The sequence below is a fragment of the Candidatus Pandoraea novymonadis genome, from assembly GCF_003004665.1.
Taxonomy (GTDB): domain Bacteria; phylum Pseudomonadota; class Gammaproteobacteria; order Burkholderiales; family Burkholderiaceae; genus Pandoraea; species Pandoraea novymonadis.
The window spans coordinates 408,047-423,543 of the sequence record NZ_MUHY01000001.1 but is presented as its reverse complement, the minus strand read 5'-3'; the positions used below and the strand labels follow the sequence as shown (position 1 = coordinate 423,543).

Annotated in this window: 11 protein-coding genes and 1 tRNA gene; 1 reads left to right on the top strand and 11 read right to left on the bottom strand. The window is 42.4% G+C overall.

Features of this window, described 5'->3' with window-relative positions:
• Window positions 1-135: 135 nt before the first annotated feature.
• The 9 genes from BZL35_RS01810 to BZL35_RS01770 all read right to left on the bottom strand — a co-directional run bounded on the left by BZL35_RS01810 (window position 136) and on the right by BZL35_RS01770 (window position 11,617).
• Window positions 136-1,734, bottom strand: a complete 1,599-nt coding sequence (locus tag BZL35_RS01810; RefSeq protein WP_245916321.1) for an APC family permease — start codon at window positions 1,732-1,734, stop codon at window positions 136-138.
• 396 nt (window positions 1,735-2,130) lie between these two features.
• Window positions 2,131-3,678: a UbiD family decarboxylase gene (locus BZL35_RS01805; RefSeq protein WP_106182328.1), complete on the bottom strand. Its 1,548-nt coding sequence runs from the start codon at window positions 3,676-3,678 to the stop codon at window positions 2,131-2,133.
• Window positions 3,679-4,288: 610 nt separating this feature from the next.
• Window positions 4,289-4,735, bottom strand: coding sequence for a transcription antitermination factor NusB (gene nusB / locus BZL35_RS01800; protein ID WP_106182326.1), 447 nt, complete (start codon window positions 4,733-4,735; stop codon window positions 4,289-4,291).
• Window positions 4,735-5,235 (bottom strand): 6,7-dimethyl-8-ribityllumazine synthase, encoded by a 501-nt coding sequence (ribH, locus tag BZL35_RS01795; RefSeq protein WP_106182324.1) that lies wholly within the window; start codon window positions 5,233-5,235, stop codon window positions 4,735-4,737. The genes nusB and ribH overlap by 1 nt, the downstream gene beginning before the upstream one ends.
• A gap of 123 nt (window positions 5,236-5,358) precedes the next feature.
• Entirely contained in the window at window positions 5,359-6,483 is a 1,125-nt protein-coding gene (ribBA, locus tag BZL35_RS01790) for a bifunctional 3,4-dihydroxy-2-butanone-4-phosphate synthase/GTP cyclohydrolase II (RefSeq protein ID WP_106182321.1), read from the bottom strand.
• 501 nt (window positions 6,484-6,984) lie between these two features.
• On the bottom strand, window positions 6,985-7,641 hold the full coding sequence (locus tag BZL35_RS01785; RefSeq protein WP_106182319.1) for a riboflavin synthase: 657 nt from the start codon (window positions 7,639-7,641) through the stop codon (window positions 6,985-6,987).
• A gap of 35 nt (window positions 7,642-7,676) precedes the next feature.
• Window positions 7,677-8,774, bottom strand: a complete 1,098-nt coding sequence (gene ribD, locus BZL35_RS01780; protein ID WP_106182317.1) for a bifunctional diaminohydroxyphosphoribosylaminopyrimidine deaminase/5-amino-6-(5-phosphoribosylamino)uracil reductase RibD — start codon at window positions 8,772-8,774, stop codon at window positions 7,677-7,679.
• 670 nt (window positions 8,775-9,444) lie between these two features.
• Window positions 9,445-10,743 (bottom strand): glutamate-1-semialdehyde 2,1-aminomutase, encoded by a 1,299-nt coding sequence (gene hemL / locus BZL35_RS01775; protein ID WP_106182314.1) that lies wholly within the window; start codon window positions 10,741-10,743, stop codon window positions 9,445-9,447.
• 271 nt (window positions 10,744-11,014) lie between these two features.
• Window positions 11,015-11,617 carry a phosphatase PAP2 family protein gene (locus BZL35_RS01770; protein WP_106182311.1) on the bottom strand — a complete coding sequence of 201 codons (603 nt, stop codon included), beginning with the start codon at window positions 11,615-11,617 and terminating at the stop codon, window positions 11,015-11,017.
• Window positions 11,618-12,716: 1,099 nt separating this feature from the next.
• On the opposite strand from BZL35_RS01770, the gene BZL35_RS01765 reads away from it, so the two are divergent.
• Window positions 12,717-14,219, top strand: coding sequence for an AMP nucleosidase (locus tag BZL35_RS01765; RefSeq protein WP_106182309.1), 1,503 nt, complete (start codon window positions 12,717-12,719; stop codon window positions 14,217-14,219).
• A 138-nt stretch (window positions 14,220-14,357) separates the two neighbouring features.
• Here the strand turns inward: BZL35_RS01765 and BZL35_RS01760 are convergent.
• Window positions 14,358-14,433: transfer RNA gene (locus BZL35_RS01760), tRNA-Lys, on the bottom strand.
• A 481-nt stretch (window positions 14,434-14,914) separates the two neighbouring features.
• Window positions 14,915-15,385 (bottom strand): rhodanese-like domain-containing protein, encoded by a 471-nt coding sequence (locus BZL35_RS01755; RefSeq protein WP_106182307.1) that lies wholly within the window; start codon window positions 15,383-15,385, stop codon window positions 14,915-14,917.
• Window positions 15,386-15,497 lie beyond the last annotated feature (112 nt).

The window sequence follows — 15,497 nt, the reverse complement described above, 5'->3', positions numbered from 1 at the left end:
TCGACTTGAGTCGCGCAACCTGTTCGATAATTAAAATGGGCCTATCCCATTAGGGGATAGGCCTAGCTGGCTAAAACTAGAGAATGAATTTGTTAGTTTAACAATGAAAAACTGTCGGTCAACTCAGCTCAGTAATTATGAAGGCACGTTAGCGACATCATTCACCTCGTTTTCACCAGTGTGATGACACATATGTGATCCGCTTTTAACACCCCAATAATAGAATCCTAGTGAGAGTGACGCTACTATCAGCATATCCAAACCATATGGAAAGAGGCCTAGCCCACCGAATTCACGACTACCAATATACGAGCATAGAGCAAGAGTTGGCAAGTATCCGATCATCCACCAAGCTGCTTTTAGATCACGTCCAAACCCCTTCCATCCAGCTTTTGCCATGTAGTAGAAATAGACAGGAAGTGCCACTACTACAAGTAAGATAATCTCTCCCGTTAGAGGCCAGCGGGCCCAGTAGAGAATCAGTGAGGCACACACGAATGCAAAGGGCGCAATCAAAGAGAGGCCTGGTAGGCGAAGCGGACGTGGAAGATCTGGTGCTGAGAGACGGAGGGCCATTACGCTGATCGGGCCAGTCAGATAGGAAATTACTGTGGCTACCGAAATAACCGCTGCCAGCGAATCCCATCCACGGAAAAAGAACATGAAGACTAGGGCTACTGCTAGATTGAACCACATCGCCTGACGGGGGACACCATAGATAGGGTGGACCCGGCCGAAGATGGCAGGTAGTGTACCGTTACGCTCCATTGCATAAATCATACGACTTGTGGTTGCCATATACGTTGTGCCTGTGCCACTCGGGCTTAAGAAGGCGTCAAAATATAGGACGATAGCAAGCCAATTCAATCCAAGAGCAATAGCCAATTCTGCGAATGGTGAGCTAAAAGTTACCATATGCCATCCATTGGCCAATTGGTTTGGTGATAAACCTCCCAAGAATGCGATTTGCAGTAGAATGTAAATTATAGTTGCCAGTAGAATTGAGCAGATTACGGCTAAAGGGATGCTGCGGCCTGGATTACGTGCCTCACCTGCAAGATTGATTGGACTTTGGAATCCATTGAACGCAAATACAATGCCGCTAGTTGCTACTGCTGTTAACACAGCTGACCAGCCATTCGGTGCAAATCCACCAAGCTGAGGCGCAGTGAAGTTCTCGATATTAAAGCTCGCGATGAGTAGAGCAGCGATGGTTGCTACAGGAATAGCAAATTTTATAAGTGTGATGGCTGTATTCGCTTTGGCGAAGAACTTAACGCCCCAATAATTAAGGAGGAAGTACACAATTACCAAAATTGCTGATAGTAGGACTCCGCTAGTGGTTAGCTCTCCATTTAAGAATAGTTGGCCTGCCCAGGCGTAGGGCCATGTGCTCATATATTGGATGGAGGCTTCTGCTTCAATTGGGATTACCGATACAATCGCTATCCAGTTAGCCCAGGCGCTTATAAAACCTACTAAACTGCCATGTGAATAACGTGAATACCGCACCATGCCGCCAGATTCTGGGAACATGGCACCGAGCTCGCTATAAGTGAGTGCGATGGTCATAATCATTACCGCACCGATTACCCAAGCCAGCAAAGCTGCTGGACCAGCAATCTTTGCGGCTTGCCAAGCGCCGAATAGCCAGCCTGAACCGATAATCGAGCCGAGGCCCGTCAACATCAGTGCGAACGGACCGATGTTACGCATGAGAAGTTTATTTTCCATTATTCAGTCTTTCTCCGGCCGTGGATGGCAAATTGTTTGGGAAGGACGTTGCATACGGAGGTCAACGCTGGCCAGAAAAGTAATACCGTATGATGGTGATCACTTCATCTGGCATTGCTTAGGTTTTATCGAACTTTCGCGAGAATTTTGTGCTGCACTCGTTAAGATGGGAGAGGAGTGGCACTGGTGAACTTACCTTACCCACGAAAAATGCCCTGATTCTACCTGACTTATTAGATGCTTGTAGAAGTTTGTAACAAATTCAGCTATAAAACATACTTTTTTTACTTGAAAAACAACGGATAAACAAACTAAGCAATTGTACTAGATCTGGTGGAATGTTTAGTTAATTGGTATGAAAAATTCTACTGACAGCTTAAGAGTAAGGTAACAACGTTAAAATTTCAACTGCTTATAGAGTGTAGCCATCCGTATATCGATATCCGGTGTCATTTCAATGGGTATACCCCATTCTCGCGATGTTTCTCCTCGCCATTTATTGGTAGCATCAATACCCATTTTTGAACCGAGTCCAGGTACTGGTGAGGCGAAGTCAAGATAATCGATTGGGGTCTCGGAAACGAGTGTCGTATCACGACTTGGATCGACGCGTGTCGTGATTGCCCAAATTACTTCTTTCCAGTCACGAATATTGACATCTTGATCAACTACCACGATAAATTTTGTATACATAAACTGCCGAAGGAAGCTCCAGACACCGAACATTATGCGTTTTGCGTGTCCGGGATAAGCTTTTTTTATCTGGACGATAGCCATCCGGTAACTACAACCTTCAGGTGGGAGATAAAAATCGGTAATCTCTGAAAATTGTTTTTGCAGTAAGGGAATGAAAACTTCATTGAGTGCGATGCCGAGAATCGCCGGTTCGTCAGGCGGCTTTCCAGTATAGGTTGAGTGATAGATACTGTTTCGACGTAATGTGATGCGCTCGATCGTAAAAACGGGGAACCATTCTTGCTCATTATAATAACCAGTATGATCACCATATGGGCCTTCGAGTGCATGTTCATAATTTGCTGTAGCGCCTTCGGATGGAGGAGGAACTCCCTGAGGGACATTGGGTTGTAGTTGTGATGGATAAATAAAACCTTCAAGCACGATTTCAGCACGTGCCGGGACCCGTAATTCGTTCAGTCCAGGTGTTAGACATTTGGCAAGCTCAGTGCGAGCACCACGTAGCAGGCCTGAAAATTGATATTCTGAAAGCGTATCAGGTACAGGCGTTATTGCGCCAAGCATGGTTGCAGGATCGGCTCCAAGTGCTACGGCAATCGGAAATGGTTTGCCCGGATTGGCCAATGCAAATTCTCGGAAATCTAGAGCACCGCCCCGATGAGCTAACCAACGCATAATGACCTGATTATGGTTGATGACCTGTTGACGATAGATACCAAGATTCTGACGCTTTTTGTATGGTCCTTTTGTGATGACGAGCCCCCATGTAATTAATGGTGCTGCATCACCTGGCCAGCAAGTTTGAATAGGTAGCTTGGCGAGATCGACATCATTACTTTCCCAGACAATTTCTTGGCACACAGGACTACTAACGTTTTTTGGCGCCATATCCCATATGGCTTTGATTAGAGAGAGAAACTTTCTCGAATCCTTGATGCTACGTGGAGGTTCTGGTTCCTTCAACGCTGAGAGTAGATGACCGATATCGCGTAGAGAATTAAGAGCATTGTCACTGTCTTCAACACCCATACCAAAGGCTACGCGTTTGGGTGTTCCAAAAAGATTTGCCAATACAGGGATATCATAGTCAGTTGGATGCTCGAACCATAATGCGGGGCCACCAGATTTGAGGACGCGATCTGTTAGCGCAGTCATTTCCAACACTGGCGAGACAGGGACCTCAATACGCCGAAGTTCACCGGAGTGCTCTAAGCGTGTAGCGAAATCACGTAGATCACGATATTTCATAAATATAAAATTTTGATGAATATTTTTAAAAAATATATTACTAACTTTCTTAGTTTTTGAAAAATTTGTGAAATTATACTGATTTATATTATGTGGATTTTTAGAGATTCAGTCAGATTTTATTAATTCTTCTGAGAGAAAGTATCATCGGTCGATGATTTGGATGTCAGTGATGGATACTGTAACTATCACATTGGAGAATGCTAGAGTAACCTGGTTAACTATGAAGTGTAGGCGAGTTTTTTGCCTGTTTGCACTGACAAGAATTATTTTCTGCGGAGAATAATTTAGACAGATAAAACATTCAATTTGACCAGAATACCAGCTGCTGGAATCGCGATGAGGAGATGATTTTTTATGTAAGCGGTATTATGCAGATGAGATTTTTTTTAATATCAGCAGGAGAGTCAATCAAGTAGATTGCACAATCCACATCAATTTCTATCTTGACCTATACGGAGAAATATTTGAAATATAACGGTACATTTTAGTCACGTTAGGTATTCTTCCTCTTTTAAGAATAATCTCGAAGTCGTTCTGATCTTAATAAAAAAATTAATCGACTTTATGTGGTGGTGGTTGTGCTAAGCCTAGGAAGGTGCTTCTATTCTTAGTGTCTACAGTCGATATTCCGTTTGGCACCGACTTCTTCTGGGCGAGCATTAGCAGCAAATTTATCTAGTACACCATTGACATAGCGGAAGCCATCGATACCCCCGAAGGTTTTTGCTAATTCCACGGCTTCGTTGATAACCACACGATATGGGATATTGGGTTGATAAACCAGCTCGTAGGCTCCCACTAATAGTACAGCATGTTCGACAGGTGATAATTCAGTATATGGGCGGTCTAGATAAGATTGAAGCTGTTTTGATAAATTGTCAGATTGTTTAATACTACCTTCGAGGAGAGTATTAAGATGGACACGATCAGCTTTGTCATAGCCTGGAGTGGTGCACAAATATGCGTTGATATCGTTCGCATCACCATGCGAGATTAGCCACTGATATAAACCTTGCATCGCAAATTCGCGTGAACGGCGGCGAGCACTTTTCATTACAAGTTTTCCTCTTTAGTATTTTTACTAAGAATACTCATCATGTTGAGTTTGTCGATAAGGTTTGCCATTTCTACTGCTACACGGGCTGCGTCTCTTCCTTTTTCGTTGGCACGAATTTCCGCTTGTTCTTCGTTTTCTGTTGTCAGTACCGCATTTGCAATGGGCAAATTGAATTCGAGGCTTAGATTAGTGATGTTGGTCGCGCTTCCTGTGGACACTAGCTCAAAGTGATATGTTTCGCCGCGGATGACTGTGCCTAGTGCAATAAGAGCATTAAATTGTTTTGATTTAGCCATACGTTGCAGTGCAAGTGGAATTTCGAGTGCACCTGGAACTGTAACTAGTATTACGTCTTTGTCGGTGACACCGAGTCGTTTGAGTTCGGTCACGGCAGAATCGCGTAGTTGTAGACAGATAGAGTTGTTAAAACGAGATTGTACAATACCGATGCGTAGACCATTACCCTTGAGTTCTGGTTGAAATTCTCTAATTTTCATACTGTATTTTCTCAAAAAATGCCTTTAGATAGATGAAACCAATTACAACTATATTATAGTTCCGAGTATAGGCTATCATTTTTCGATATGAAAATACGCATGTCATGATATTTGCCTGTATCACTAGGTTTTTTGATGAAAACCTGTGATTTCTAAGCCATACTCACCTATGTTGTGAATCTTCAATGGTGTTTCTATCAGCCGTATTTTACCTACACCAAGGTCACGGAGGATTTGTACTCCTGCGCCATGTGTTCGTAATTTACCTGTTCGACATGTGCGAGATTTGGTTGTTATAGGTTCGCATCCGTTCAATGTTGTGAATTGTGAAAAAAGATGATTTGCATGGTCTGTGCAGTTGAGTAGAATTATGACACCTTGACCTATACGAGCGATTTCTTTCATGCTCTCACTGAGAGTCCATGATTCTTTTTTTGTGTTACTTTCGAGTAGGTCGAGTATCGAAAATGCTTCGTGTACACCCACCAATATTTCTTTCTGCGAGCGCAGCGTACCCTGGATCAGAGCCATGTGTTCTCTGCCACCTAGTTTATCGAGGTATAGCTTAGCTTGAAAAGTACCGTAATGATCTGTTTTTATCTCTCGTGTAGCTACCATTTCGATTACTGATTCATTGCGAAGTCGGTAATCAATCAGATCGATGATAGTGCCGATTTTGATCTTGTGCTCCTGGGCAAATATTAACAATTCTGGCAGACGTGCCATGGTACCATCGTCGTTCATAACCTCACATATCACTGCAGCAGGTTGCAGTTTGGCTATTCCAGCTAGATCACATCCAGCTTCTGTATGTCCCGCACGCGCTAAAACTCCACCAGGCTGAGCGATGATTGGGAACACATGTCCTGGTTGGACGATATCCTCTGGACGTGCATTTTTAGCTATAGCTGTCAGCACTGTGTGTGCTCGGTCATTTGCTGAAATTCCTGTTGTCACGCCTTGAGCAGCTTCGATGGACTGCGTAAAGGCAGTACCGTATCGAGTACCATTGTGCTGTGTCATTAGCCCGAGATTCAACCGTTTGCACTGAGCTTCAGTGAGGGTAAGGCAAATCAGGCCGCGGCCGAACTTAGCCATGAAGTTGATCGATTCAGGTGTAGTGAATTCAGCAGCAATGATCAGGTCACCTTCGTTTTCACGGTCTTCCTCGTCAACTAGGATAACCATCCGACCGGCCTTGAGCTCAGTGAGGATTTCTTCAGTAGTAGAGAGGGATGTAGTGAGCATAAGGAATAGCAAATGGCTGAATTTAGAAGGACTCTATTTTACGCTAAGCTAGTATTAGTTAGCGTTCGATTCTTGTCTGCAATCTCATCGAAAATAGATGCTTACTGATGGGGTAGTAGCTATCTTAATGATAGTAAATAGATTGTATGAGTAAAATGATAGCGTTTCTACAATCAAGCACACAAAATGTAAGTAGGATATTTGATATCGTAGTTGACTTGTAAATTTTTTCTGAACTGACTAATTGGCGCGACACATCCAACCCAAAATCCTAACTATAATGAGCCCTCTCTAGGGGATTTTGGGGGCATTCTCTTTGATTAGTCGTGATCTGTTTCTCTCGAATGGATCGCCACACCAAGTTTTTTTGAGTTCTTTTGAAAAAAAGAAGCGTATATCAACTTATTTGATTTCGATATCCTCCCGCTTTTTGAAAAGCAGAAACTATAAATATATGATCTAGAAATTCTTGAAGAATTTCATTTCTTCTGAGAATAGAAATTACTTTTTTCTCTCATTTTTAATATAGGAGGAAGTTTCTAGATGTTTAGTTGAGAATAACATTCGTTCTACATAGCGGGCGACGAGGTCAATCTCCAGATTGACCTCGTCGCCTACTTTCAAATATTTGAGAGTTGTAATTTTCATCGTATGGGGAATGATATTAATAGAGAACTCGCAGCCGTAAACTAGATCATTAATCCGATTGATAGTCAAACTCACACCATTAACCGTTATAGATCCTTTATAAGTTAGATACTCGCTTATTCCTTTTGGTGCGAGAATATGTAATTCGTGAGACTCGCCGACTGTAGAGAAGTAAGTCACACGACCAAGTCCATCGATATGGCCTGCCACGATATGGCCGCCTAGACGATCTTGTGGGCGAAGTGCTTTTTCGAGATTCACTTCGTCGTTATTATTGAGTTTTTTAGTTTTCGATAAACTTTCACGCGATACGTCAACGTTGAATGATGTTTTATCCTTAGCGATGACAGTCATGCAAGCACCTTGTATTGCGATACTGTCTCCAATGACCACATCTGAGAGATCCAGGGCAGGAGCAAAAACGTTTAGGCGAACGCCAAAGTTGGGATTGCTATCGATTTGTGTGACACTATTGATGCGGCCTACCGCGGTAATGATCCCAGTAAACATGAAAATACTCCTTTATATCGGTCGAAGCCACGGTGTTAAGTACGACGTACACGCGCTAGGATACGCAGATCATCTCCTATCATCCGGGCATCATGAATTTGCAATGACACACGTGAATTGAGTTCTGCTACTGCTTGCAGATTGAACATACCCTGTGCATCACCTAATAGGCATGGGGCGAAATAGGTCAATATTTCGTCGACGCATTTTTCACGTAATAGTGAGCCGCTTAGCTTGAAACCAGCTTCTACGTGTAGTTCGTTGACCTGACGTTCGCCTAATATGTAAATTAATTTAGGTAAATCTACTTTGCCATCGGCATTTGGCAGATTGAGTAATTCGATTCCGAGTGAGCGAAAAAATGCTATACGATTCGGTAAGGCATTTGCGCATACCACGAGTACATTCCTATCGGCTAGGATACGGGCAAAGGGTGCAACGGAGAGTTGGCTATCAACGAGAACTCGTAGTGGATGGCGAGAGGTATTGACAGCACGCACGGTCATGGCCGGATCATCCTGGCGTACCGTACCGATGCCGGTCAAGATTGCACAGGACCGAGCGCGCCATGCATGTCCATCGACACGGGCTGCTTCACCTGTTATCCATTGACTTACACCGTTATGTAGTGCAGTTTTTCCATCGAGACTGGCGGCTATTTTTATACGTACCCATGGTCGACCATGTAGCATGCGCGAGACGAAACCTATGTTAAGTGTGTGGGCTTCTTTTTCAAGCAACCCGCAATGGACTTGGATTCCTGCTGCACGCAAGCGTGCTAGACCTCTACCAGCAACTTGCGGATTTGGATCTTCCATTGCTGCAATCACTCGTTGAATCCTGTAGTTTATTAGTGTATCCGCGCAGGGTGGTGTGCGGCCAAAATGGCTACAGGGTTCGAGGGTTACATAGGCTGTGGAATTATAAACACTGAAACCCTTGGCTTTTGCATCCTTAATTGCGTGAATTTCTGCGTGATCTTTTCCAGGCGGTTGTGTCCAACCTTCTCCGATAATACGACCTTGCGAGACGATAACACACCCGACGCGTGGATTTGGTGATGCCGTCCACAAACTTTGCTCAGCTAGTGAGAGTGCGCGGCGCATGAAATCGAAATCTTGATCTGAAAACATAAGAGATTCCAACGGCGATGCATTAGCTTCGCCCAAAATAGCAAGCTTACCGTATTTATGTGATTGAGCGTTTATCTATGTAAAATGTAAAGAGCATACTGGATTGTTTATGAATCTGGCACGAAACTATTATCTTGATCGAAAAGATGGGGCTATGTCGTGTGGGGGGGTAAGCTTTTCTATGCTTTCTAGTTTTAATTCCAAGTTTGAATAGTTTTCCGATATAAATTATCAATCTTTAAAAGATTATTAGAAGCTATTTTTACAGCGTATTAAGCGATTTCCAGAGAATGGTGATTTTTTGCTACAAGATTCCAATCTTTCCTATGAGGCAGAATTTTCCCTACATGGATTAAAATTCGACCTCCCTCCCGTTTTACTAGGTTTGAGATGAAATTGTTACACCCCCTGATTTTTTTAGGTCTTCAATCTAATTGGACAGCCTCATCTTTTTTAATTGCTCATATCCGCATAGGGACATGTAATGTAGAAAACATACATAATATCAACCATCGACATAAATCAAGTGCAGTGGATAGTGATAGTTTTAGGAAAAAAATAGGGCATGGAGTAGAAAAACGTTCTAATTTTTTACTATAGATTACCGTAGATTAGAAAAAATCCTGTTTATTATTCAATCCTGAATGACTTTTATGAGGATTCGTGTTGATTACGCCAAAATTGAGGCAAATGCTTCATAAGCTGCGCTGAATGTAGCTTCAAGGATTGCATCGTCATGTGTAGCTGATACGAAGCCGGCTTCGAATGGACTTGGAGCCAAGTAGATGCCTCGAGCGAGCATTGCGTGAAAGAACTTATTGAACTGTGCGACGTTGCTCGTTGTTACTTCAGAAAAACTTGTCGGCACTGTGCTGCGGAAATACAAACCGAACATACCACCTACGCTGTCCGCACTAAACTGAATACCGGCGGCATGTGCTGCTTGTGTTAGTCCATTGACAAGTTTCATAGTTTGTGAACTAAGTTGTTCATGGAAGCCTGGAGCTTGAATCAATCTGAGCGTCGCAATACCTGCAGCGACGGCAAGTGGATTCCCAGATAACGTACCTGCTTGATAGACCGCGCCTAGTGGCGCGAGATGGGCCATGATATCCCGACGACCACCAAATGCTGCAGCCGGCATGCCACCACCAATAATTTTTCCAAGGCAAGTTAGATCCGGGGTGATGTTGTATAAACTTTGTGCCCCCCCTAGACTTACCCGGAACCCACACATAACCTCGTCAAAAATTAAAATAGAGCCATGTGTATTACATAATTCCTGTGCTTTTCTTAGGAAATCAGATGTGGCGCGTACAAGGTTCATATTGCCAGCCACTGGTTCGACGATTACCGCTGCAATTTCATTTCCTTCGCTCTCAAAGATACTTCTCAATTGTTCTACATTGTTGTACTCTAATACCAATGTGTCACGTGTGACTGTTTCTGGCACGCCAGCTGATGATGGCGCGTTACGCGTTGAATCAGCAAAAGTTAGTAGACCTGAGCCCGCTTTTACGAGCAAACTGTCGGCGTGTCCATGATAACAACCTTCAAACTTGATGATCTTATTGCGTTGGGTGAAACCACGTGCTAGGCGTAAGGCGCTCATTGTAGCTTCCGTCCCTGAGGATACTAGCCGTACTTGCTCGATGGACGGCATTAGTTTACTGATCTCCTCAGCTATTAGTACTTCGGCAGCAGTCGGTGCGCCGAATGAGAATCCTGAATGCAATGCTGTCTCAACAGCTTCGACAACCTCTGGATGTAAATGACCGAGGATCATTGGCCCCCAGGATCCAATGTAATCAATATAGCGTGTGCCTTCAACATCCCACATATAGGGACCTTGTGCTCGCTGAATAAAGCTTGGTGTCCCACCAACTGAACGGAAGGCGCGGACCGGAGAATTGACGCCACCAGGAATGGTTTGCTGAGCTCGCTTGAATAACTGTTGATTGCTAGACATGCTAATCCAAAGATTAAAAAAGGCGATTATAAAAAGTATGGCTTTTATTTTAACGGAAGCTATCAGAATTTTGTGATGTTATTTTCCGATTAATATTTTTTGATTTTGAATTTTTCAACTTCTATTTGTTACCAATAAAAAGAATTAATCCATCAAAAATATCGTTTTCCTAAGGGAGTGATTACCAATATTAATTGGTTGCGTAAGAGTTTATAAAAAAGTCATTGTCAGAATGGTGGAGAACGCTGGCGCGTAGTACATTCCATTTTATTTAGGGTCGTAACCAACCTCTAGTGATCGGCCCCGCGAGTATTTTTCGGTAAATTCTCTCTAATATTACACATGTAATGTGGCTGATTTCCCCTGTTATGGTCGTTCGCATGATCAGTGCCACTACAACAGCGACAGTTAGTGCTCCCAGCATATCAATCGGCCAATGCACACCCAGATAAATGCGAGCCCAAGCGACCGGCAACGCGCATAGGATTGATAACCAGCCTAATATTCGTGAGAAGCGCTCTGCTGTATTTAGCAATAAAAATGCAGAAGAAAACATAAGAGTACCGTGATTACTTGGGAATGCGGGTGTTGACTTGTGTGGAAGCCAATGTGTTCCAACACCTAAGATAAATGGGCGTGCCTCGATCCAAAAGAGGCTAATCATTTTGTTGATCGCCAATGCGAGAAGGAGTCCCAATAAGCAATGCACAGCATTCAAACGACATTTTCTACCTAATAGCCAGAGTACTAAGAGCCCAATTGGTATGATGAAAATTAAGTACTCTGCAATGCCTATCGCAATAGTGATCTCTTTAGGACTGCTGTATGCAGAGGCATTAATCCAAAGAAATAGCGCCTTATTTAGGTTTTCCATGAGACGAGAAAAATAATGTAGTGGCACAATTCACTGTCAAGTTAACCCAACTATTGTTGGGCGTGATTAAATGCATAGTTGAACTATAGATACGTAGTGCTATATAAATGAATAATGACGGCAATCTATCTTTAAAATCTAGCTAGAGTAAATAGCCCGTTTTCTCTTTGTTATCTGTCTTGATTTGATGATATTTAGCATCGAAGTGTATGGAAGGTAAAACTGTTTTTTGAAATGGGAAAGATGTTCCTTGCACTTTGTCTTAGATAAAGTCTACATATCAAAAATAGCTCACTCATTTGGCATGGAGCGTGCAATTCTTGATCTTTGCACATGCAATGTGTATTTAAAAAATTATCTTTGATTATTTTTGATAAAATTGATTTTTTTGAATTTGACGCTGAGTATTCCCCAGTATTTGTAATTTAATAGATAACTACCTTTATGAAGGCTTTCGAAATTTAAATGTAATGGACAGAAATTAAAAATCATTTCTACGATAGAATTTGCGGCTCAGGTGGAGGATTTGGTGCATTGATGATATGACCGAATATTTCCGTTTATCATTTATTCGAGTAATTGGTGATTGTGCTCATTTTTTCTTCGGCCAGTACGAAGAAAAAAGAAAGCAACGATTATCAATTATCTTGCAAAAATTTATACTTTCATTAGTTTTCTAAACGTATGGCTTCAAGTTTCCTTTGCGAATTGTAGTGTCGCCTTATTAGTAGATACATAGTAGACGTTTTTTGAGGGATAGCTAATAATACATTACATGGTATAGTGACGGGGTTTCCTCGGTCCATTGAGGGGGTTGTCTGCTTAAGAGTTACCTAGCTTCAGAAAGCAAGAGTTGAGTTTTATAAATTGCGTTTGAATTAATTGAAATAAATTATTGTGGGTACACATTTATATTGGAAATGGCAAGGTGGTTAATTGTCAGTTCAGATTTCACATGTGTGTTTTTAACAGTGAACGCTTTTACGTGGGCTGTATATGCATACAGGTGTATACAGCGCAGCAATACTGTAAAAAAAGTTAGATATTTTCGAATACACGGTAATATTCGTCCTCTGACGAATCACGAGATTGAGGTAACATGTCCGAAAAAGAACCGGTCCATCCAACACGATTGATTTCCGATCCGGTCGAAGCGGTCGAATATTTGAAGAAAATTTACGAAGCCAATACGGCCTATCTGCGCGCTGCGTTTGATTCGTTTTCCGGCGAAGATGCGCATGTTACACGTCGCATTTCTGGGCGCTATCCATTTATTCGAATTACTACGGAAGACATTACACAACTTGATACACGGTTGTCATATGGATTTGTGTCTGGTCCAGGCACTTACCAAACTACTGTCACCCGTCCTGATTTATTTGCTAACTATTACGTTGAGCAATTGCGTCGATTAACCATTAATCATGGTGTTTCCTTTGAGATCGGTGTTTCAAACGAATTAATTCCCGTTCATTTCGCTTATAAAAATGGCGTTTATTTGGAGGGAGGGCTTGACCAAATGCATTTGCGTGCTATGCGTACTGTATTTGATGTGCCTGATCTGCGCAGTATGGACGATAGTATCGTGAATGGCACTTACGCTGATAGTGGGGATGATGTACGGCCTCTAGCTTTGTTTACAGGTCCACGGGTTGATTATTCATTACACCGACTTCGTCACTACACGGCTACATCGCCTGAAAACTTTCAGAACTACGTATTATTCACAAATTATCAGTTCTATATCGATGAATTTGTTGAGTTAGGCCATCAATTAATGAGCGCTACGAATGATCCTGACGAGCGTGCTTACCGCAGCCAGTATTCTTCATTTGTTGAGCCGGGCAATGTTACGACATGGAATGCTAATATCGAAGTGCGCACCTCAGAGGGTATGGCGCCATCACGTTTGCCGCAGATGCCGGCCTATCATTTGGTTCGATCCGATGGTTCTGGTATTACGATGGTTAATATTGGTGTTGGTCCGTCAAATGCTAAAACAATCACAGACCATATTGCTGTACTGCGTCCACATGCTTGGATTATGCTTGGCCACTGTGCTGGGCTCCGTAATTCTCAACGCTTAGGAGATTATGTGTTGGCGCATGGATATGTTCGCGAAGATCACGTGCTTGATGCAGATTTGCCGCTTTGGGTGCCTGTGCCTCCGCTAGCTGAAGTACAGGTAGCGATAGAGAATGCAGTTGCAGAAGTGACACAGTTGGGTGATTATGAACTAAAGCGTGTGATGCGTACAGGGACTGTTATGACGGTTGATAATCGTAATTGGGAATTGTGTGATCATCGTGAACCAGTACAGCGTATGAGTCAGAGTCGCGCTATCGGACTTGATATGGAAAGTGCGACCATTGCGGCAAACGGTTTTCGTTTTCGTGTTCCCTATGGCACGTTATTATGTGTATCGGATAAACCTTTACATGGGGAGCTGAAGTTACCAGGCATGGCCGATCGATTTTATCGTGAGCGAGTGGATCAACACTTAAAGATTGGTATTAAAACGATGGAACTGCTACGTGATAGCGGGTTGGATCGTTTGCATAGTCGGAAACTACGTTGTTTTAATGAGGTCGCATTTCAGTAACCCCAGACGCTTCTTCTTTTCTTGTCCTTAGCTTCCTGATTTTTTGAATAGAATGACAAGTTTTTACTAGGCAATTGTGTAGGATAAGAGAGCAGGAGGGGTCTATTGATTCTTAATTTTTTAAAAAAGATGATTTTATGGTGGGGCGTGAGTGACTCGAACACTCGACCTACGGATTAAGAGTCCGCTGCTCTACCAACTGAGCTAACGCCCCAAAGAATCGATGATGATATCGATTTTATTCTTATGAGTCAATTGCTATTAGTTAAATTAGAAAAATGATGCAGCAATGCCCGATATTTTTTCTGGGGCGCATGGAAGGTAGGCTTAATGATTTTAAAAAGTTGCACGTTCCAGTGGCTGTTATTTTTCGGCGGAAATCGTTTTTTATGTACTTATCACTCTATGTCGATGAGCAATGAAAAATTTCTTGAAATTTACTATTCGCATATCTACATTATCTCGATAAATAAGTGGAGTTATGAAGTCTCGGATTGTTAATTTATGTAATATGTTGTACATGCGTTTTCTTCTTACATGTGAGCTGTGATATTCGGCGTTAAGGTGACTTTTTTTTGAGCCTGTTGAATAAATTCTTTTTATGCAATAGGAAACCTTTATATTTCTAATAAGAATTAGAATCAGGTGTGCCTATGAGGCTATCAATGAAAAGTTCTGAAATGGGCTAAATTTGCCTAAGCACCAATCCATGGAAGCCCTTGGAAGCACCAACCATTGATCGATTTTCGATGCCCTTTGTGGTCTTTCTCGCCTTCAAATCCTTCAAGTACGTTATAGGCATTCATAAACCCTGCTTGGGCAGCAGCATTGGCAGCTTCTTCGGAGCGAGCAGCGCTACGGCATAAAAAAAGCACCGGAATATCAAGTGGAGTTTGCTCTTTCAATTGTTCAATAAATTTTCCATTTGGTGTCCCTCCGGGGTAACGTAACCATTCGATCCAGAAATATTGATTCTTAGGAATCAGTGGACGACCAACCCAATCCAGTTCTGCCCGTGTACGAACATCAATAAGTTGCGTATAAGGGTCTGCTTGGAGCCAAGCGAGTGCTTTTTGCGGTGTTATTGAACTGACGTAGTTTAAATTTTTTGTATCGCAATGATAATCAGCTTTTTTTTGAGGACTATTATCGTTTGATTTTTTCATAATAACGTAGTCTATACAGCGATAGCCTTCAGTTGGTAGTTGAATATTGTTTTGAAGAGAGATATTGAACGAAAGTAACAATGAACATTTTTTGCCTATATCTTCTTAAGAC

Bases quoted from the DNA above. Each gene is read 5' to 3' on its own strand.
- BZL35_RS01810 (WP_245916321.1), bottom strand. From the start codon at position 1,734: ATGGAAAATAAACTTCTCATGCGTAACATCGGTCCGTTCGCACTGATG.
- BZL35_RS01805 (WP_106182328.1), bottom strand. From the start codon at position 3,678: ATGAAATATCGTGATCTACGTGATTTCGCTACACGCTTAGAGCACTCC.
- nusB (WP_106182326.1), bottom strand. From the start codon at position 4,735: ATGAAAAGTGCTCGCCGCCGTTCACGCGAATTTGCGATGCAAGGTTTA.
- ribH (WP_106182324.1), bottom strand. From the start codon at position 5,235: ATGAAAATTAGAGAATTTCAACCAGAACTCAAGGGTAATGGTCTACGC.
- ribBA (WP_106182321.1), bottom strand. From the start codon at position 6,483: ATGCTCACTACATCCCTCTCTACTACTGAAGAAATCCTCACTGAGCTC.
- BZL35_RS01785 (WP_106182319.1), bottom strand. From the start codon at position 7,641: ATGTTTACTGGGATCATTACCGCGGTAGGCCGCATCAATAGTGTCACA.
- ribD (WP_106182317.1), bottom strand. From the start codon at position 8,774: ATGTTTTCAGATCAAGATTTCGATTTCATGCGCCGCGCACTCTCACTA.
- hemL (WP_106182314.1), bottom strand. From the start codon at position 10,743: ATGTCTAGCAATCAACAGTTATTCAAGCGAGCTCAGCAAACCATTCCT.
- BZL35_RS01770 (WP_106182311.1), bottom strand. From the start codon at position 11,617: ATGGAAAACCTAAATAAGGCGCTATTTCTTTGGATTAATGCCTCTGCA.
- BZL35_RS01765 (WP_106182309.1), top strand. From the start codon at position 12,717: ATGTCCGAAAAAGAACCGGTCCATCCAACACGATTGATTTCCGATCCG.
- BZL35_RS01755 (WP_106182307.1), bottom strand. From the start codon at position 15,385: ATGAAAAAATCAAACGATAATAGTCCTCAAAAAAAAGCTGATTATCAT.